Origin of the sequence: Lysinibacillus sp. BNK-21 (assembly GCF_048684915.1) — a bacterium.
Taxonomy (GTDB): Bacteria; Bacillota; Bacilli; order Bacillales_A; family Planococcaceae; genus Lysinibacillus; species Lysinibacillus capsici.
On record NZ_JBLQTS010000001.1, the window covers coordinates 1,494,456 to 1,513,911 of the forward strand.

Consider the following 19,456-nt stretch of genomic DNA (forward strand, 5'->3'; position numbering starts at 1 on the left):
ATGCAAACTTAATATGAAATGAAGGTAGATTTTTTTTCAGTTTATGTTATAATAGGTTAGTCGTATAAATCATGCTCAAATTTAAATTCTTGATATAGAGTGGGAGGGTTAATGATGCGCGTAAATATTACTTTAGCTTGCACAGATTGCGGCGAACGTAACTACATTTCTAAAAAGAACAAGCGTAACAATCCAGAGCGTCTTGAACTTAAAAAATATTGCTCTCGCGAGAAGAAATACACTCTTCACCGTGAAACTAAGTAATCGCTCATTAAGCCAAAACCACAAGTGGTTTTGGCTTTCTACATTTTATCACATCATTCAATGTAACAATTCCAGGAGGATATGAAGTTTTACGATATAGGAGGTAGCCTAGATGGATAAAACAACTTTACGAAACACGGTACGCCAAGCCCTTGCAACTATGACGGATGAAGACTATCATCGTCAATCATTAGCTGTGTTAAACAAGGTGCTACAGGAACCATATATAATAGAAGCAAATACAATTGGCATGACCATTTCAAATAAGCCAGAAGTCGACACAATTCTTATAATTGAGGAATTATGGAAACTAGGTAAAAAGGTCGCAGTTCCTAAATGTCACCCAAAAACAAGAGAAATGTCATTTTATGCCATTGAATCATTTGCACAGCTTGAAACTGTATATATGCATTTGCGTGAGCCCATTCCAGCAAAAAGTGAGTTTGTTGACGCAAATGAGATGGATATCATTGTTGTACCAGGCGTTGTTTTTGATCCATACGGTTATCGAATCGGCTATGGCGGTGGTTATTATGACCGCTATGTATTAAACTATAATAAGGGTAAGCTGATGTCGCTGCTCTTTGATGAGCAAATCATTGATTGTGTTCCTACTGAAGCACATGATTGCCCAGTAGATATCATTGTGACGCCCACAAAACGTATTGACTGTGTTGCACAACGAGGAGCGAATGAAAATGGATAAAATGCTAGATATTTATGAACTCTTGAAAACATATGGTACCTATATTTATACACGTGATCCTATTGGCGATTTGATGTTGATGGAGGATGAAATACGTGAGCTCTATAAAGCGAATGTACTAGATATAAAAGATTATCAAATGGCTCTACTGCTTATTCGACAAGAAACAACAAGACTTCGTATGGAAGAGCATAAAAAGTAATGTTTGAAATATAATGTAATTGGGTATTGTAAAATTAATGTAACATGTATGTAATATTCTTAAAAACAGTGGGTTTCCGCTGTTTTTATGTTTTTACGAAACTTTTTACAATGCAAAACGTATATATAGATATCTGGTGCATAGAAAGAGCAGGGAGAAAAAATTTTCCCTAAGATATGTGTTGATTATCTGTTAAAAAAGGATTAAGATATATTTTGTTTCCGTAACAAAATGTAAAAAATTATTATTTTTTTGTAAGGAAGTAGGGAGGATGTTAGGAATGAAATCAATAAAGTGGCCTAAACATTCATTTATGATACTAGCAATTATAGCAACTTGGATCAAAACGGTCATTGTTTACCACACAAGCTTTGAAATGAAAATTGAAAATGCAATGCAACAGTTTATTTTATTTATTAATCCATTAAGCTTCTTGCTATTTACGTATGGTTTATCACTATTCTTTAAATCAGCAAAAGCTAGAAATCGTTATTTGATTACGGTCAGCGTTATTTTGTCCATTGTTTTATACGGAAATGTAGCGTTCTATCGATTCTACAATGATTTTATTACGCTACCAGTATTATTCCAAACAAGTAACTTTAGTGACTTAGGAACATCAGTAGCAGCCATTGTTGAGCCTTGGGATGTATTATATTTCGTTGATGTCGTTATCTTAATCTTAGCGAATAAATTTTTACCAAAAATGAAAGATGCATTTAAAGTGAATATTGAATTCCGTCGTGCATTCTTTGTGCTTGCAATAGCAATGACATTCTTAAATTTAGGATTAGCAGAAACTGAGCGTCCACAATTACTAACACGTAGTTTTGACCGCGAATTATTAGTAAAAAACATTGGTACGTACAATTACCACTTGTATGACATTTATATTCAATCTAAATCATCTGCACAACGTGCGTTAGCCGATGGTAGTGAACTAGTAGAAGTGAACAACTATATACGTTCTAATCAGGCTGCTGTAAATCCAGAGATGTTTGGGAAATATAAAGGTCGTAACCTGATTGTGGTATCGATGGAGTCATTACAAAACTTTGTCATTAATAATGACATGAATGGTCATGAAATTACGCCATTCTTAAACTCTTTAACAAAAGATAAAGATACCTATTATTTCAGTAACTTCTATCACCAAACAGGGTTAGGAAAAACATCTGACTCGGAGTTTATTGTTGAAAACTCACTGTTTGGTTTAGGTCGAGGTGCTGTATTCTTCACGCATGGTGGAAATACGTATAATTCAATGGCTGAACGCCTTGGAGAAAATGGATACTTTACAAATGTCATGCACCCTAATAATAAATCATTCTGGAATCGTGACATGATGTATCAATCGTTAAAAATTAATAAATTCTACGATATAGATTCATATACTGTGGAAGAGGGGCAAGCTGTAAACTGGGGAATGAAAGATGTTCCATTCTTAGAGCAATCAGCTGCTTTAATGAAAGATATGCCTCAGCCATTCTACTCTAGACTTATTACTTTAACGAACCATTATCCATTTACATTGGATCCAGAAGATATTATGATTCCTGAATATGATTCAAATTCAGGTACATTAAATCGTTACTTCCAAACAGTACGTTACATGGATGAGGCTTTAAAAGATTTCTTCCAACAGTTAAAAGATCAAGGTGTCTATGATAATTCTATTATTGTGATGTATGGGGATCACTATGGTATTTCTGAGAACCATAATAAAGCAATGGCACAATATTTAGGAAAAGATCAAATTACACCAATGGATAATGCAATGCTTCAAGAAGTACCTTTATTCATCCATATCCCAGGAGCGGGCGATGGAAAAGAAATGACTGAGATTTCAGGACAAATGGATTTACGTCCAACGATCTTACACCTTCTTGGCGTTGAAACGTCAAAAGATATGCAAATGGGTGCAGATTTATTTTCTCCAGAGCATGAGGACTTTGTAGTCTTCCGTGATGGACGTTTTATTACAGATAAATACGTCTATGCTGGTGAAGCTTGCTATGACAAAGCAACTGGCGAAGAAATAGATGGTGAGCCATGTCAGTCTTATGCTGATCGTGCTACAATGGAGCTAGAAAATTCTGATGCCATCATTAATGGAGACTTACTTCGCTTCTATGACGAAAAAACAGGTAATTTAAAGCAGGATTCAGTTAAATAATCAAAGAGAGATCTCGTATAGGGATCTCTCTTTTTTATTGCTGATAAAAAAGAATTAGTCTCAAGCACTATTCATAAAATTTTTTTGTGAATCCTATGCTAAAGAAAACACCTTTCGCAATGTTTTACAACACTATGCAACGTGAATACACTTTATTGAACATTTCTTTTTATTGACAAATAGCAAGATACGATTATAATAAGTGTAAATATCTGCATAACGAAGATTTGTTTTTCGCATTTCGGAGTATAAGAGTGAAAGGCATCGAAAAGAACGAGTAACTTTAATGGAACTGACAGAGAGTAGCCGGTTGTTGAGAGGCGCAAGGGGATATTAAAGTGAATACATCTTGGAGCTGCGTACCGAAACTATAGTAGGCTACGACGGGGTTGCATCCGTAATCATTGCAAAAGTATCGCTATGGCTGTACTTGTTGAGGAGAGCTATGTGAATAGCTCTCGAAAAAAGGTGGTAACACGTTTATCTACGTCCTTTAGGAATTTCCTAAAGGCGTTTTTTTATGCCTTCTAAGCCAAAACGTGTAAAGCTATTAAAGCCTTGTAAACAAAATCGGTACCCCATTTACTCTTATAGAACTTGCAATATTAATATTTAATATTACAAGGAGATGTTTCGTATGTTTTTAACACCAAAGGAGCAAATAGCGATTATCAAGAAGGGTGCTAACAAGATCGTTGATGAACAGGATTTATTTGAAAAATTAGAGCGATCGTATAAAGAACAGCGACCTTTAACGATTAAGCTAGGGCTCGATCCGTCCGCACCAGATATTCATTTAGGTCATGCGGTTGTTCTACGGAAAATCAAGCAAATGCAAGATTTAGGCCATCATGCAGTTATTGTTATCGGTGATTTTACAGGACGAATTGGCGATCCTACAGGTAAAGCTAAGGGGCGAACAGCCTTAAATGACGATATAGTGAAGAAAAACGCCCAAACTTATTGTGAGCAAATTTTTAAAGTACTAGATCCGAACAAGACAACGGTTCGTTTTAATAGTGAATGGTTAGCGAAGCTGTCCTTTGAAGAAGTCATCAAGCTAGCAGCCACAACATCTGTTGCTCGACTTCTAGAGCGCGAAGATTTTCAGAAACGTTACCAACAGCACATCCCAATTGGTATACATGAGTTTTTCTACCCACTTATGCAAGCATATGATTCAGTAGAACTTGAGGCAGATATAGAGTTAGGTGGAACGGATCAGACGTTCAATATTTTAATGGGACGCACCTTACAAAAGCATCGAGGATTAGAAAAACAAATTGCTATTTTTATGCCCTTACTAGAGGGGTTAGATGGTATTGAAAAAATGAGTAAGAGTTTAGGTAATTATATTGGCATCAATGAAGCACCTGAGATTATGTTTAAAAAGGTGATGGAAGTACCAGATACTTTAATTATCAAATATTTCGAATTAGCAACAGATGAGCATCCACTACAAGTGCAGGCTATTCAAGATAGACTACAAAAGGGAGAGAATCCCCGCGATTTGAAATTCCTATTAGCAGAAATTATAACGGCTTTATACCATGGATCTACAGCAGTGGAGGAAGCAAGAGCTTATTTTGAAGCAGCATTTCAAAAAAAGGACATACCAAAAAACATTCCTATACTGCTCTTAGAAATTGATAAGGAAAGAATCGTGGATATCATTCCACAACTGGTGACAATGGGTTTTATTCAAAGTAAGAGTGAGTTTTTGCGGTTAATCAAGCAAAAAGGAGTATCCTTGAATGGAGAAAAAATGGCGATGGATGACATATCACAAGTATTAATGAATAATGATGTACTACAAATCGGCAAGAAGCGGTTTCTTCAATTCAATAAGTAATAATAGACAAAAAAAGAGCAATCTCCGAAGAGACTGCTCTTTTTCTGTCTGAATTTTAGTGTAATTTTGGTGGGTAACCGCTGTGAACAATCGTCATGATGACGAACCATCCGAATACAGCAGCACTTAATAAGTTGAAAACAACGCTTAATAGGTTCTTTTCTTTAATTGCTTGGAATGTACCAAATACAGCTAAAATCGCTACTAGACCAAAAATAACCATTAATAAGTTCATTAAAAATAGACACTCCTTTCGACATCAGAAAATGAATGTCGCAAACAATATTCCTCCTTAATTGTAAACGTTCTACTTGTTTTTGTCGAGGACTAAAATACTGTAAACTATGAACATTTATCGTCAAATTGTGGCAAAGCCTGTATAATAGGAAGTTGAGGTGATAACTATGATGAACGTACGAAGTTATTCTCTTGGTCCCGTCCAAACGAATTGCTATATCGTATCGAATAAAGAAAAAGAATGTATCGTATTTGATCCAGGTGAAGAGGCGGAGCGTCTAATTAAAACAATCCGTAGCAACGGCTTAAAACCTCTTGCTATCTTTTTAACACATGCCCATTTTGATCATATAGGGGCAGTAGATGCAGTGCGTGAGGTATTTGACGTTCCTGTATGGATTCATGAAAAGGAAGTTAGTTGGCTAGCAGATCCAACGAAGAATGGCTCTAGTAAATATCCTGCATTACCAGATTATAGGGTAGCTGCACCAGCGCAAGATACAATTATCAAAAAAGAACAGCAAATTGAAATAAGTAATTTTGTGTTTCAAGCTGTTTTTACACCTGGGCATTCACCGGGGAGTATTTCTTATATCTTTGAAAACGACGGTTTTGCCATCGTGGGAGATACGTTATTTGAACAAGGTGTAGGACGTACAGATCTATTAGGGGGATCAACCAAAATTTTATTGGAATCTATCCATAATAAACTGTTGACATTACCTGAGGATACTATTATCTATCCTGGACACGGTAATTATACAACGGTAGGCGCAGAAATGGAGACAAATCCTTTTTTAAATGGATTTTAAAACATGGATAATAAACTGTTTTAGCACATAAAAAAGCGTATCTCACCGAAAGTGAGATACGCGATTTTGTTTGTATTAATGACCGCCACCAGGTACGTGAATGAATGTTGTATAGTACGTGAAGCCAGCGAAGAATACAGTTAAATATGCTCCGAAAATGTACATGTACATACGTTCTGAAAGGTTTAAGAAGCCTAATAATAAGAATAAACCTGTATTACCTAAGAATAATAGCGATACCTCGTTCATACCTCCAAGGTAGAACATAACGGCAAAAATACCTGTCCAGAATGCCATAACTTTATACATATTATCCATGAAATTTCCCCTCCTTTTGCCCACGACACAATAATCTCTTACTCATTATAAATGATATGAAAGGTGTCTGTAAACTGGAACTTCTCCATGTTTGTGACAAACAAATGGATTTTTAATCTAGCTATCGATTTCTGTCACGTTTATTTCATATTTACATAAATCGCAATTATGTATCATACTTTCCATTTGCACAAATTCATTGTTCGTAAACAATGCATCTAATTGCCCTTTTAAATAGGATTCATGTAATGAACAAACAATTTCAGAATAGGCTGTCAGTTGCTCCTGGAATGGACAATTGAAGATGGAGAAGATAACTTTTTTTCCTTGCTCAGTTTGTTGAATCTGTGGAATATAGCCAATTAAAGCGGCATTGTCCGTTAATAGCTGAAGTTTTTCATCGAAGGAAAGAGAATTACTTAATGTCAATTCAGCACTCATATAATTTTTCATTTGCTGGTAGCCGTCTTGGTAGCTAATTTCCTGGCACTTTGTTAATGCAGATGGACCAAAGTCTTCAATTAATTGTATCGTCCATTTTAATAAACGATCTTCATCACGTCTTGGAAAAGTAAGAGATACGCCTTTTTCTGAAGCTTTATAAACACGTCCAGGTCTGCCACCTTTACCTGTTTTTACATAGTCAGCTGTAATAATATTTATTTCTGAAAGCTTCGTTAAATGAAGTCGAGCAACGTTTGGATGGATACCGAATTTATCAGCAATATGTTGTACAGTAACTGTTTTTTTCTCTTGCAATATGTACTCATAAATAGAGTATCTTGTTTCATCCGCTAGTGTACTAGTAATTTTTAATGGATGGATCATGAGCTTCACCTCTTTAATTAATTATAAAAATTATGTTCGTCTACCAAGTGTTAGGAAAATAATCATGTTGATACTATTATATTGTATTATTGAAAAAGATACAGTTCATTTCGGCATAAATATTAATTTTTTCATGTATTTATATTCTTTTTTAGTGGAAAATTGCACTTTATCCACATTTTTATAGCAAAAAACATTATTGGCAGAAAATTAACTTATAAATTTTTATTTTCTGAAAAGGGCTTTTCTCGTGGCGAGTTCCTCCTTATACTAGGAAATAACGAATAGAGCGGTCATATTCGAATGAACTAAAAGAGAGGTGCATATATGCAGAATTTTGAAACAGTTGTTGAACAAAAATGTGAGCAACTTTTACTAAAGGCCTATCATTTTGGAGCATCCGATTTATTGCTAGTTCCAGGAAACATAAAATATCGGATCTATTTTCGAAAATATGATAAACTTCTCCACGCTGGTGAGCTACCTCATGAACTTGCAGAAAGAATGATCTCTTACTATAAATTTCTTGCAGAATTAGATATTAGTGAGCGTCGTAAACCTCAAAGCGGTGCCTTTCAAAAGGCAATGGAGCAAAATTCTTATTCGTTTCGTGTATCCACACTGCCTTCTGTATTTTTAAAAGAAAGCTTAATTATTCGTTTACTTCTCCAAAATCATGCATTTCCACTAACTTCCCTAAGCTTTTCCAAAAGCGCAGCTTACCAACTCATGGAGCTGGTACAAAACCGACAAGGTCTTCTGTTTTTTACGGGAGCAACCGGCTCTGGCAAGTCTACTTCACTTTATTCCCTCATCCACTACTGTTCCACAGAATTGAATCGACATGTGATTTCTTTAGAAGATCCTGTAGAAAACAGCCAAGCCAATTTACTTCAAATTCAAGTCAACGAGCGAGCAGGCGTTACATATGCTGCAGGATTAAAAGCCATTTTGCGCCATTCACCTGATGTCATTATGATTGGTGAAATTCGCGATAGAGAAACAGCAAATATTGCCATCCAAGCCTCTCTAACAGGGCATTTAGTTGTCTCCACTATTCATGCAAAAGACTCCATTAATTGTCTCTATCGTTTAATGGATTTAGGTGTGTCGATAGAGGAGCTTCGTCAAACGGTTATCGGTATAGTTGCCCAAATGCTTGTTCAAACCTCAGCTATACATGAAGAACGTCGAGCTATCTTTGAGATATTACATGATGACCATCTATCAAGAGCCATCACCGCCATCAAAGATAAGGGCAATTACAAACTTCCTTATGATGTAACATTAATGGGACAAAAAGAATTAGTGGAGAGCCTATATGCAGTTACAAACATACATCGATAAAATTGTTCTTTTTTATAATCGGGCTACGAAATGGCGGGTAAAGGAGCAAGCTCAGCTTTTCAATCGTTTATGTGTATTAATGCAGGAAGGATATTTATTTCCCCAAGCTATTTCCATGCTACTACCTCATCATATTGAAGCACATGAGGACATACAGCAGCAAATTGATGAAAAGCTCAGACAAGGAGTAGGCGTTGCAGGGATATTTGAAACATTACAGCTAGGGAATCATTATTTAATGGCAATTAAGGTGGCGGAAAACAATGGCCACATGATAGAAGCATTTAAAGGTGTAGGTAAACAGATAACAGTAAGTGAAAAGACTAAAAAAAAGTTAATCAAGCTGCTGATCTATCCTGTCACACTGATTATCTTTTTATTGTTATTATTTTTTGTGTTTCGTACATTTTTTTTGCCGAACATTGAAAGAATGGTCGGCAGTCGTACCTCTGAAACAGAAGAGACAAGCATTGCATTGTCCAATCTGTTATTGCATGTTCCAGATGTAGTTATCTCGACCATGTTCATAGTAATAGGTAGCGTATTCCTTTTTCGATTCTATCTTAAACGACAAGCTGTTGCTCATCAACTTACAGTCTTATTAAAAATCCCCTTTATACAACGCTATTTTAGGTTGACTTTGACAAGGCAATTTGCTGCTTATTTAGGAAGCTTACTACAAAGTGGATTTTCATTACAAGCAAGCCTACAGCTATTAGAGGAACAGCAACTACAACCATTTCTTCAAGTTCTTTCACAGCGTATAAAAGATAGAGTCATCTTTGGAGAATCACTCACACAGGCGGTAACGATCATGGCCGTTTTTCAAAAGGATTTTCCGATGTTCGTTGAGCATGGCGAGCACAGCGGATATTTAGGAAAAGAGTTAGTATTGTATAGCGATTTATTAATGGAAAAGCAGGAACAGCTTTTGCAAAAAATATTAGCTTTTGTGCAGCCAAGTTTCTTTATCCTTATAGCTGCTTGTATAATAGCGGCTTATATCAGTTTATTATTACCCATCTATCACATGATTGAATTAGTTTAGGAGGAAGATGATGAAACGTCTTAACCAACAAGCTGGTTTTACTTTAATTGAGATGCTTATAGTTTTGTTAATTATATCCATTCTTATTTTAATTACAATCCCAAATGTTACAAAGCATTTCGCCACAATAGATAAGAAAGGCTGTACGGCTTATATATCCATGGTACAAGGTCAAGTAGAGGCGTATCGTGTAGATTATATGGCTTATCCTACCTTAGAGGATTTAGTGGCAAAGGGCTATTTAAAGGAAAATGAAACAACCTGCCCAAATAAAGAAGAAATAGTGATTACTAATGAGGGAGAGGTACGTCCAGCCAATGTCAACTTGGAAACAGGTACGGATAGCTAATGAATGTTCATAAAAACGGTGGTTTTACAATTCTTGAAATGCTGGTTGTCTTATTTCTTGTTATGAGTTTAACAGCGATTGTTAGTAAATTCTCATTGAAAATAGCAGAAACCAAGGAATTAGAACGATTTTTTACGCAATTACAACTGGATATTCAATATATTCAAACCTATAGTATGAGCCAACGACAATATATAGCCCTGAAAATGGAAGGTTCAACAAATCGTTATACTATTCAAAAAGATATTTATACTCATTTATATGAACGCTCTTTTCCAAAGGGGGTTGAATTTTTGCCAGCGGAGAGTTCAATTCAAACACTTGTCTATAACTATAGCGGCAATGTGATGACAGCAGGCACCATGGCATTTAAAACACCACAGGGCAAGAAAAAAGTAATCATAACATTAGGGCGAGGGAGAGCTAGGATTGAATGAGTCAGGCTATTCTTTTATAGAAACTATTTTAGGTGTGGGTATTTTGATGCTGCTTTGTACCTCGTTAATCCCCATTACCTATACGATGAAAACAAATCTTGCTAATAAAAAAATGGAGCTAATTGCAGCTGAAACAGCATACGAAGGTTTAAAACAGTACCATGCTATTCAAGTAACAGAGGGCTCTCGGACCATTGAACAGGTTGCTTATCATTGGATAGTTGACGAACAACAAGTTTGTGTCCAATTTCAAAATTTACAGGAGTCACGCCAAAAATGTATCCAAGTGACAGGTGAAGTGCATGAATGAGAAAGGCTATACATTAATAGAAGCTATGTTTCAATTAGTCGTTTTTGTGCTTATTTCTCATTTTTTTGTCCTTATAATACTTTGGTTTGCTGAAATGAAATCAACTATGCTAATAGATGAACAAACAAAGTGGGAACTATTTGTTTCTGACTTGAACCTCTCTCTAAAAGATATTTCCACCTTTTCCATTCGTGAAGATCAAAAAAGAATAACTTTCCAAACAGCTAATACGCTCCATCATATTGATTGCTACTCGAATATTATTCGTGAGCAGGTAAAGGGTGGACATGTTCCTATGCTAATAGGAATCAATAAATGTCAATTTAGCTATTCCGAAAATAAGCTGACGGTAGCTGTTGAAATGGCTAGTGGTATTCAAAAGGAGCGAGCCTTTTATGTGCCAATTATTGAAAAATGACAGAGGGGCTATTTTTTTGATCGCAATTGCATTATTATTTTTTGTAACTACTTTTGTTCTTGCGTATTATATGTCTTATGAAATGCAGTATCGAACATATGATGGGCTAGAAAAATTGAATGTTCGAGCTACGATAAATTTATTGGGACAAATTTTGTCAGACAGTGTAGAATCGTAGTTATAAGAAGGTGAATCGAATTGCGAAAAATATATTTAGTTGGTTTTATGGGTAGTGGAAAAAGTGCATTAGGAAGACGTTTAAGCTATTTATTGAAGATGCCATATTACGATATGGATCATGAGATTGTGCGTCAGCAGGGGATGACAATTCCACAGATTTTTGAAAAATACGGTGAGGCCCACTTTCGAGAAATAGAAACAGAATTTTTGAAAAATTTTAGGGACGAGGCCTGTATTATTTCGACTGGTGGTGGCGTTGCCATCAATGCTGAAAATCGAAAAATTATGAGACGCAGTGGACTGGTGTTTTTTTTAGATGCGTCGTTTGAGGATATTTATAAACGAGTTCAGCATGATCCAAATAGACCCATTGTACAGAGCTCTACAAAGGAGGAGCTAGAAAGTCTGTATCACTACAGAAGGAAGTTTTACCGTGATGCAGGTCATATTCAGGTACTGACAGAAGGTAGGACGATTCGCCAAATTCTAGAGTATTTAGTATTTCAAGTGAAAAGATTGAAAAACGAACGATAAGTAGCTTATTTTTATTTAATGTTCGTGTTTTATTATCTTTTAAAAAATGATTGCCTTTCCAATGCATTTAATGTTAGGATATAGACAAATAAGTAACTAAATGTTCATTGAATACTAAATAGTACCAAGATTTATCTTGGGCGGATGATTGTGCGGGGAGAGAGCGTGTAGACGTCACCGAAGGAGCAAGTAGCAATGGGCTATGAATCTCTCAGGTAAAAGGACTCGTACAAGACGCAACTCTGGAGAGAGCTGTAGTATAACAATAACAGCCACCAAAGGGGAAAGCCGACTGATTGGCAACGGTAAAGCTTGCGAGCCAGTCTGGTGTAACTTTCAGGTGCAAGGACAGAGAATCCCGAAAAGGGGTTCGTCTGTCTTTTTTTATGTCTATAGCCCGTTTTACTTAAGTGACTGTAGGAATACAAAAAGCAGACGAACTACTACCAGTAAAAATGTAACTAACAATAAGGGGGCAAAAAAGAATGTCGAATGAATTAAAACGTACACCTCTATTTGAAGAATACGCGAAATATGGTGCAAAAACAGTTGACTTCGGTGGATGGGAATTACCTGTTCAATTCTCTTCTATTAAAGAAGAACATGATGCAGTACGTAATCGTGCAGGCTTATTTGATGTATCACATATGGGAGAGATTTTAGTAACAGGTCCCGATGCATTAGGTTTTTTACAAAATCTTTTATCAAATGATGTATCAAAAATTGTTGACGGTCAAGCGCAGTACACGGCAATGTGCTACGAAGATGGTGGCGTTGTTGATGATTTATTAACATATAAATTAGCTGACAATCACTATTTATTATGTGTCAATGCAGCTAACATTGAAAAAGACTATGATTGGATGATGGAAAATCAACATCAATATGATGTGACGATTGATAACCAATCGGATGCCTACGCACAAATTGCTCTTCAAGGACCACTAGCAGAAGAAGTTCTTCAATCACTTACTTCGACTGATGTAAGTGCCATTAAATTTTTCCGCTTCCAAGAGAATGTGGAGGTTGCAGGACATAAAGTATTAGTTTCTCGCAGTGGCTACACAGGTGAAGATGGCTTTGAATTATATGGAGCTCCAGAAGACATCAAAGCGCTTTGGGGTAAAATTTTAGAGGCAGGTCAAGAAAAAGGTGTGGTTCCAGCTGGACTAGGATGTCGTGATACACTTCGTTTTGAAGCGGGGCTACCACTATATGGTCAAGAGCTATCAGCAACAATTTCTCCTCTAGAGGCTGGTATTGGTTTCGCTGTGAAATTAAATAAAGAAGGCTTCATTGGTCATGAAGCATTAGTAGCTCAAAAGGAAAATGGTCTACCACGCAAACTTGTAGGCATTGAAATGATTGATAAAGGCATTCCACGCCATGGCTACAAAGTGTTTAAGGATGGTCAAGAAATCGGTGAAGTGACAACTGGTACACAGCTTCCTTCATCAAAACGTAATGTTGGTCACGCATTAATTGACAGTCAATTCGCAACAATCGGAACTGAGCTAGAAATTGAAATTCGCGGTAAACACTTAAAGGTAATAACAGTAGAAACACCGTTTTACAAGCGTTCAAAATAATAGTTGAAAAGAGGGACCTACATTTATGAAACATCGTTATTTACCTATGACGGAACAAGATCAAAAAGAAATGTTAGACGTAATCGGTGTATCCTCAGTCGATGAGTTATTTGAGGATATTCCTGAGAAAGTCCGTTTTAAAGGCCTTTATGATATTAAAGAAGCAAAATCAGAATCTGCGTTATTAAAAGAGTTAACGGCACTTGCTGCTAAAAATAAGGACACAAATGCCAACGTATCATTTTTAGGTGCAGGTGTTTATAACCACTATAAACCAGTGATCGTAGACCATGTTATTTCTCGTTCAGAATTCTATACAGCTTATACACCATATCAGCCAGAGATTTCACAAGGTGAGCTACAAGCCATCTTTGAATTCCAAACGATGATTGCTGAGCTAACGGGAATGGATCTTGCTAACTCTTCTATGTATGACGGTGGTACAGCATTGGCAGAAGCGGGTATGTTGGCAGCTGGTCATACGCGTCGCAAGAAAATTTTAGTGTCAGAAACAGTGCACCCAGAATATCGCGATGTTGTTGCTACATATGCATATGGTCAATCCATTGATATCGTGACTATCCCGCAAAAAGATGGTGTGACAGATGTGGATGCATTAAAAGAGTTAATCGATGACAACACAGCAGCTGTTATTGCACAATATCCAAACTTCTTTGGCCAAGTGGAAGATATCCAAGTGATCGGGGATATTGCACATGCTGCAAAAAGCTTACTCGTTGTATCTTCTAACCCATTGGCATTAGGAATTTTAACGCCTCCTGGCAAGCTTGGTGCTGATATTTGTGTAGGTGATGCGCAAGTATTTGGTATTTCTGAAGCTTTCGGCGGCCCACACTGTGGTTTCTTTGCAGTGACAACAAAATTGATGCGTAAGGTACCAGGACGTCTTGTTGGTGAAACAGTGGATGGTGAAGGTCGTCGTGGATACGTATTAACACTACAAGCACGTGAACAACATATCCGTCGTGATAAAGCAACTTCCAATATTTGCTCGAACCAAGCACTACTTGCACTTGCAGCTTCTGTAGCGATGACAGCTCTTGGGAAACAAGGAATTCGTGAAATGGCTACTCAAAATATCGCGAAAACACGTTATGCAAAAAATGCCTTTGAAGCAGCAGGCTTTACAGTAGCATTCCAAGGCGCACACTTCAATGAAATCGTTGTGAAAACGAATAAATGTGTGAAGGAAATCAATAAAGGCTTAATCGAAAAGGGTTTTATCGGTGGCTATCCTTTAGGTCAAAATTATGACTCTCTTAAAAATCATGTGCTAATCGCAGTAACTGAATTACGCACGAAAGAAGAAATTGATGCACTTGTTGCAGAAATGGGGGCTCTTAATGCATAACGAAAATCAATCACTCATTTTTGAAATTTCAAAAGAAGGTCGCGTTGGCTATAGCTTAGAAGCACTAGATGTGCCTGAGGTAGACCTAGCAGATTTATTACCTGCAAACTTAGTACGTTCAGAGGCAGCAGAACTACCTGAAGTGTCTGAGCTTGATATTATGCGTCATTATACAGCACTTTCTCGTAGAAACCATGGAGTAGACTCTGGCTTCTATCCGCTTGGCTCTTGTACGATGAAATATAATCCGAAAATTAACGAAACAGTTGCACGTCTTTCTGGCTTTGCAAATGTTCACCCATTACAGGATGAATCAACAGCACAAGGGGCAATGGAGCTTCTTTATGATCTTCAAACTTCTTTAGTGGAAATTACTGGGATGGATGAAGTTACATTACAACCAGCAGCAGGTGCTCATGGTGAATGGACAGCGTTAATGATGATTCGTGCCTTCCATGAAGCAAATGGTGAAGGTCACCGTAACAAGGTAATCGTTCCTGATTCAGCTCACGGTACAAACCCAGCATCTGCGACAGTAGCAGGCTTTGAAACAATCACTGTTAAATCAGATGAAAATGGCTTAGTTGATATCGAAGACCTTCGCAAAGTAGTAGGTTCTGATACAGCAGCTCTAATGTTAACGAATCCGAATACACTAGGGTTGTTTGAAGAAAACATTATCGAAATGGCAGAGCTAATTCACTCTGTAGGCGGTAAAGTGTACTATGATGGTGCGAACCTCAATGCTGTAATGAGTAAAGCACGTCCTGGCGATATGGGCTTTGACTGTGTGCATTTAAATCTACACAAAACATTTACAGGCCCACATGGTGGCGGTGGTCCAGGTTCTGGTCCAGTAGGTGTAAAAGCAGATTTAATTCCATTCCTACCAAAACCAGTATTAGTAAGAACTGAAGAAGGCACATACCACTTTGACTACGATCGTCCACAATCAATCGGACGCGTAAAACCTTACTATGGTAACTTTGGTATCAATGTTCGTGCTTATACGTACATTCGTACAATGGGTCCTGATGGCTTAAAAGCTGTTACAGAATATGCTGTATTAAACGCCAACTACATGATGCGTCGCTTAGAGCCATTCTACGATCTACCATATAACCGTCACTGTAAACATGAATTTGTCTTATCAGGTCGTCGTCAGAAGAAACTAGGCGTTCGTACATTAGACATCGCAAAACGTCTGTTAGACTTTGGCTACCATCCACCAACAACATACTTCCCATTAAATGTGGAAGAGGCATTGATGATTGAGCCAACTGAAACAGAATCAAAAGAAACATTAGATGCATTCTGTGATGTAATGATTCAAATTGCGAAAGAAGCAGAAGAAAATCCATCAATCGTTCAAGAAGCACCTCATACAACAGTCGTATCTCGTCTAGACGAAACACGCGCTGCTCGTACACCAGTGCTTCGTTATCAAAAAGCATAGTCTACAAAACCGTTCACGTTCATGTGAGCGGTTTTTTTGTCAAAAAGACATGCATGAGTTAGTTATGAAAAATCTGAGTATCTTACAAGAGAAGTGCTAAGTAATGCAAAATTAAAAGTTGATGGAAGTTTCGTTGATAAGTATATAAGATTGGTGTTAAAAGACTCTGATCTTGATTTATTTCCATTAAACGATTTAAACTTGGAAGATACCTGTTTTGTTCAGAAAAATTTAAATCTGTGAAAAATTCCATCTTAAAGGGATTCAATTTAAGGACTTAGAGTTAGTGCCTAACTATCTACAATCGAAAGTATAATTAATAAAATCTTTGCACCTTATTAAGCACAAAAATATGATAGGGTTAGGTTGGTTCTATTAAGGGGGGAAAGTGGTGGAAGAAGATATCAAGTTTGGTAATAGTCTATTATACTATAAATGTGATAATATTGAATTTTTAAAAGGTTATGGACAATTGTATACAGAATTTGATGATGGCGTTGCAACTAGGCAGATCAATATAATAAAAAATGATATGTACTGTTCTTCATCATTGCACGATTGGAACGAAGATATTGGATTTTTATTGTATGACGGACATATCGATAGTTTAGATGTAAGCGATAGTGTCCTTATTACTCAATTAGAATTTGAGAATAAATGGCAGGAAGGAATTGTAGCTAACAAATCTCCAATAAACTACTTAAAGGGCGATGCATCTCTTCCTTTAGAAGAACATACACTCATTATTCATGTTGTCAATATTTTAGGAAAATGGGGAAAAGGCTTTGTTTTATCTTTATCAAAGCAATTCCCTATTGCTAAAAATGATTATGTAAAATGGTCGAAGGATAAAGAAACTTTTGGGTTAGGAGAGGTTCAGTTTGTATGTGTAGACCAGCAGAAAGCTACTTTTGTTGCCAATATGCTTGCACAGCATGGTGTGAGGAAAAATGATAAAGATCGTACAACCTATATTGATTATGATGTGCTTCGTTTATGTTTAAGAAAAGTTGCTAGGTTTGCATTAAAAAATAGATTATCGATACAGATGCCTAAAATTGGTTCAGGTTTAGCTGGAGGAGATTGGAGAGAGATCGAAAAAATAATAAATGAGGAATTGATTTATTATAAAATTAAATGTACTGTTTTTGAATTGTGATAAATTAAATTAAAGCTAGGGGTGGCATCTATGGTAGATACAAAATTGAGGGAGCGGGTGTTTGACACTTTATACGGTGGGATTATCGGTGATCTAATGGGCGTACCTGTTGAGTTTAAACAAAGAGGGACTTTCCATGTGCAAGATGTGATGGGGTACGGTACTTACAATCAGCCACCTGGTACTTGGTCTGATGATACTTCTTTAACACTCTGCCTGGTCGAGAACATTATTGAAAATGGGGATACCAAAACATTAATGAATAAATTTGTACAATACATGGAGCAGGGCTATCTCACACCATTTGGCGAAATGTTTGATATTGGAATTACTACAGCTGAAGCCGTTTCGAACTATAAAAAAGGTGTTCCGCCAGCAAAATGTGGTAAAACGGGCGAGTTTGATAATGGCAATGGTACGTTAATGAGAATTGCTCCTTTAGTATTCGTTGTCATGCATGAGGTAGATTTTACTAAAAGAAAAGAATTAGTTCATCAGTATACAGAGATTACTCATGGTCATCCGCGTTCCATAGTAGGGTCCATCATTTACATTGAACTATTATTAAGCTTATACCGAAATAATTCACTAGAAGTGGCCTTAAAAGAGGTCTTTGAACTACTCCAAAATAATTTACAAAATGAAATGAAAGCAGAGTTAAATGCTTATGCAAGGATTTTTCATGAAAACTTTTTAAATACGCCTGAAGACGAGATTCAATCCAGTGGCTATATTGTTCATTCGTTAGAAGCGGCTATTTGGTGTGTAGGTAATTCTACAACATTTAAAGAAGCGATTCTGATGGCAGTTAATTTAGGAGAAGATACGGACACCGTTGCAGCAATTACAGGATCGATCGCGGGAATGTATAAACAGTTGGACAATATTCCAGAAGAATGGTTAGGTAAAATTGTCAGTAAACAAAAGGTTGATGCCTTAATCCTGGCGTTTTATGAATTTTGTGCAGCGCAGACGTAAAAAAGTTTATTGGAAAGGACGGTGACGACATGTTACCTATACATAATAGCTATACAGCTAATCCACCAGCAACAGATCACCAAATTGTACACATAGAACATAGGCTGAATTGCCAACTTCCGAGTGCGTATACACTTGTATTAAAGGAAAGTAACGGTTTATCGTTTACGAATGGCGTGTTCATTTATGGTACAGAGGAAGTAATAGAAAGAAACCAGACTTGGGAAGTGGAAGAATATGCAAAAGGCTATATTGCAATTGGTGATGATAGTGGAGGAATGGTCTTTTTAATGGACATAAAGGCAGAGGATTATCGTGTTTTAGCAGTAGATAGTGGTGATATGAACCCAAAGCATGCAACATTGATTACTTGTGATTTCTACAAGTGGCTACAAGAAGGGTGTCGGTATTAGCAAAAGAGAAAAATGAAAAGCTTCTTCCTACTAGAAGGAAGGAGCTTTTCATTTGTTTTTATGTCTATTATTGGAGAAAAATAATTGAAAATAAAGCAAAATTATTACGTAATCTATTATTTTTTGAATTTTTTAGAAAATTATGTTGAATTATTGGAGAGAGGTAGTATAATGAAAATATAGTTACATAAATGGTTAATAATTCCTTATTAAGAGGAATTATTGGCAAAAAATAGTGACTATAAACTAAAAAAATGAAGAAATGAGGCGATTTTAATGATTAACATGATTCAGTATTTAGAGCAAAATCCGACGTTAGTGACATTGTTAAAAGAAAAAAAAGCTTCTCTCATTGGTGTAACAGAACTTGAACAAAAAGCAATATTAGATTCTTTTGAAGAAAAGTTAGGTCCTGAGTGGGGACTGTGGAACTAAAATTAAAAATAAAAGAAAAATGGTTTTTGAGTGCTA

General features: G+C 36.5%; 24 protein-coding genes, 1 riboswitch and 1 other annotated feature. Of the genes, 21 read left to right on the forward strand and 3 right to left on the reverse strand.

From position 1 onward, the window contains the following. Positions 1 to 114 precede the first annotated feature (114 nt). From rpmG to tyrS, 5 genes are all read left to right on the forward strand, one after another. On the forward strand, positions 115 to 264 hold the full coding sequence (gene rpmG / locus ACMGGO_RS07540) for a 50S ribosomal protein L33 (RefSeq protein ID WP_008408521.1): 150 nt from the start codon (positions 115 to 117) through the stop codon (positions 262 to 264). Positions 265 to 376: 112 nt separating this feature from the next. Beyond that, positions 377 to 970 (forward strand): 5-formyltetrahydrofolate cyclo-ligase, encoded by a 594-nt coding sequence (locus ACMGGO_RS07545; RefSeq protein ID WP_048392254.1) that lies wholly within the window; start codon positions 377 to 379, stop codon positions 968 to 970. Further along, positions 963 to 1,172 carry a YqgQ family protein gene (locus ACMGGO_RS07550; protein WP_004231021.1) on the forward strand — a complete coding sequence of 70 codons (210 nt, stop codon included), beginning with the start codon at positions 963 to 965 and terminating at the stop codon, positions 1,170 to 1,172. The genes ACMGGO_RS07545 and ACMGGO_RS07550 overlap by 8 nt, the downstream gene beginning before the upstream one ends. A 280-nt stretch (positions 1,173 to 1,452) precedes the next feature. After that, positions 1,453 to 3,348, forward strand: a complete 1,896-nt coding sequence (locus ACMGGO_RS07555) for an LTA synthase family protein (protein WP_048392681.1) — start codon at positions 1,453 to 1,455, stop codon at positions 3,346 to 3,348. Positions 3,349 to 3,603: 255 nt separating this feature from the next. Continuing rightward, positions 3,604 to 3,845 (forward strand) — a binding site (T-box leader). Positions 3,846 to 3,985: 140 nt separating this feature from the next. After that, positions 3,986 to 5,200 (forward strand): tyrosine--tRNA ligase, encoded by a 1,215-nt coding sequence (tyrS, locus tag ACMGGO_RS07560; RefSeq protein ID WP_420281741.1) that lies wholly within the window; start codon positions 3,986 to 3,988, stop codon positions 5,198 to 5,200. 55 nt (positions 5,201 to 5,255) lie between these two features. Here tyrS and ACMGGO_RS07565 read toward each other — a convergent pair whose 3' ends face one another. Further along, positions 5,256 to 5,435, reverse strand: coding sequence for a DUF2759 domain-containing protein (locus ACMGGO_RS07565; RefSeq protein WP_004231029.1), 180 nt, complete (start codon positions 5,433 to 5,435; stop codon positions 5,256 to 5,258). A gap of 169 nt (positions 5,436 to 5,604) precedes the next feature. Here ACMGGO_RS07565 and ACMGGO_RS07570 point away from each other — a divergent pair, with 169 nt between their 5' ends. After that, positions 5,605 to 6,249: an MBL fold metallo-hydrolase gene (locus ACMGGO_RS07570; protein WP_257960689.1), complete on the forward strand. Its 645-nt coding sequence runs from the start codon at positions 5,605 to 5,607 to the stop codon at positions 6,247 to 6,249. A 75-nt stretch (positions 6,250 to 6,324) separates the two neighbouring features. On the opposite strand, the gene ACMGGO_RS07575 is transcribed toward ACMGGO_RS07570, so the two are convergent. After that, a complete protein-coding gene (locus tag ACMGGO_RS07575; RefSeq protein WP_004231035.1) occupies positions 6,325 to 6,567 on the reverse strand; it encodes a DUF2626 family protein in 243 nt (80 codons plus the stop codon). Between the two features lie 117 nt (positions 6,568 to 6,684). Then, a complete protein-coding gene (locus tag ACMGGO_RS07580; RefSeq protein WP_048392257.1) occupies positions 6,685 to 7,395 on the reverse strand; it encodes a helix-turn-helix transcriptional regulator in 711 nt (236 codons plus the stop codon). 327 nt (positions 7,396 to 7,722) lie between these two features. On the opposite strand from ACMGGO_RS07580, the gene comGA reads away from it, so the two are divergent. From comGA to comX, 15 genes are all read left to right on the forward strand, one after another. After that, positions 7,723 to 8,742 carry a competence type IV pilus ATPase ComGA gene (gene comGA, locus ACMGGO_RS07585; protein ID WP_420281742.1) on the forward strand — a complete coding sequence of 340 codons (1,020 nt, stop codon included), beginning with the start codon at positions 7,723 to 7,725 and terminating at the stop codon, positions 8,740 to 8,742. Further along, positions 8,717 to 9,790 (forward strand): competence type IV pilus assembly protein ComGB, encoded by a 1,074-nt coding sequence (gene comGB / locus ACMGGO_RS07590; protein ID WP_420281743.1) that lies wholly within the window; start codon positions 8,717 to 8,719, stop codon positions 9,788 to 9,790. The genes comGA and comGB overlap by 26 nt, the downstream gene beginning before the upstream one ends. A 10-nt stretch (positions 9,791 to 9,800) precedes the next feature. After that, positions 9,801 to 10,139 (forward strand): competence type IV pilus major pilin ComGC, encoded by a 339-nt coding sequence (comGC, locus tag ACMGGO_RS07595; RefSeq protein ID WP_048392260.1) that lies wholly within the window; start codon positions 9,801 to 9,803, stop codon positions 10,137 to 10,139. Next, a complete protein-coding gene (comGD, locus tag ACMGGO_RS07600) occupies positions 10,139 to 10,576 on the forward strand; it encodes a competence type IV pilus minor pilin ComGD (protein ID WP_048392261.1) in 438 nt (145 codons plus the stop codon). Before comGC ends, comGD begins: the two co-directional genes overlap by 1 nt. Continuing rightward, positions 10,569 to 10,886, forward strand: a complete 318-nt coding sequence (locus ACMGGO_RS07605) for a hypothetical protein (protein WP_054549142.1) — start codon at positions 10,569 to 10,571, stop codon at positions 10,884 to 10,886. The genes comGD and ACMGGO_RS07605 overlap by 8 nt, the downstream gene beginning before the upstream one ends. Next, positions 10,879 to 11,304, forward strand: a complete 426-nt coding sequence (comGF, locus tag ACMGGO_RS07610) for a competence type IV pilus minor pilin ComGF (RefSeq protein ID WP_115674082.1) — start codon at positions 10,879 to 10,881, stop codon at positions 11,302 to 11,304. Before ACMGGO_RS07605 ends, comGF begins: the two co-directional genes overlap by 8 nt. 16 nt (positions 11,305 to 11,320) lie before the next feature. Then, a complete protein-coding gene (locus ACMGGO_RS07615) occupies positions 11,321 to 11,482 on the forward strand; it encodes a hypothetical protein (protein WP_225340350.1) in 162 nt (53 codons plus the stop codon). A 20-nt stretch (positions 11,483 to 11,502) separates the two neighbouring features. After that, the gene (locus ACMGGO_RS07620; protein ID WP_004231053.1) at positions 11,503 to 12,018 is read left to right on the forward strand and encodes a shikimate kinase; all 516 of its coding nucleotides are present in this window, start codon (positions 11,503 to 11,505) and stop codon (positions 12,016 to 12,018) included. Positions 12,019 to 12,162: 144 nt separating this feature from the next. Continuing rightward, a riboswitch (glycine riboswitch) is annotated at positions 12,163 to 12,255 on the forward strand. 248 nt (positions 12,256 to 12,503) lie between these two features. Further along, entirely contained in the window at positions 12,504 to 13,607 is a 1,104-nt protein-coding gene (gcvT, locus tag ACMGGO_RS07625; RefSeq protein WP_054549144.1) for a glycine cleavage system aminomethyltransferase GcvT, read from the forward strand. Between the two features lie 25 nt (positions 13,608 to 13,632). Continuing rightward, the gene (gene gcvPA, locus ACMGGO_RS07630) at positions 13,633 to 14,979 is read left to right on the forward strand and encodes an aminomethyl-transferring glycine dehydrogenase subunit GcvPA (protein ID WP_420281744.1); all 1,347 of its coding nucleotides are present in this window, start codon (positions 13,633 to 13,635) and stop codon (positions 14,977 to 14,979) included. Beyond that, entirely contained in the window at positions 14,972 to 16,435 is a 1,464-nt protein-coding gene (gene gcvPB, locus ACMGGO_RS07635) for an aminomethyl-transferring glycine dehydrogenase subunit GcvPB (protein ID WP_048392265.1), read from the forward strand. The genes gcvPA and gcvPB overlap by 8 nt, the downstream gene beginning before the upstream one ends. 391 nt (positions 16,436 to 16,826) lie before the next feature. Next, positions 16,827 to 17,594, forward strand: a complete 768-nt coding sequence (locus ACMGGO_RS07640) for a macro domain-containing protein (protein WP_420281745.1) — start codon at positions 16,827 to 16,829, stop codon at positions 17,592 to 17,594. Between the two features lie 30 nt (positions 17,595 to 17,624). Continuing rightward, the gene (locus ACMGGO_RS07645; protein ID WP_115674079.1) at positions 17,625 to 18,572 is read left to right on the forward strand and encodes an ADP-ribosylglycohydrolase family protein; all 948 of its coding nucleotides are present in this window, start codon (positions 17,625 to 17,627) and stop codon (positions 18,570 to 18,572) included. 29 nt (positions 18,573 to 18,601) lie between these two features. Continuing rightward, complete coding sequence (locus ACMGGO_RS07650; RefSeq protein ID WP_066036352.1) at positions 18,602 to 18,985, forward strand: SMI1/KNR4 family protein; 384 nt, start codon at positions 18,602 to 18,604, stop codon at positions 18,983 to 18,985. A gap of 276 nt (positions 18,986 to 19,261) precedes the next feature. Next, positions 19,262 to 19,420, forward strand: a complete 159-nt coding sequence (gene comX, locus ACMGGO_RS07655; protein ID WP_048392269.1) for a competence pheromone ComX — start codon at positions 19,262 to 19,264, stop codon at positions 19,418 to 19,420. Positions 19,421 to 19,456: the final 36 nt, after the last annotated feature.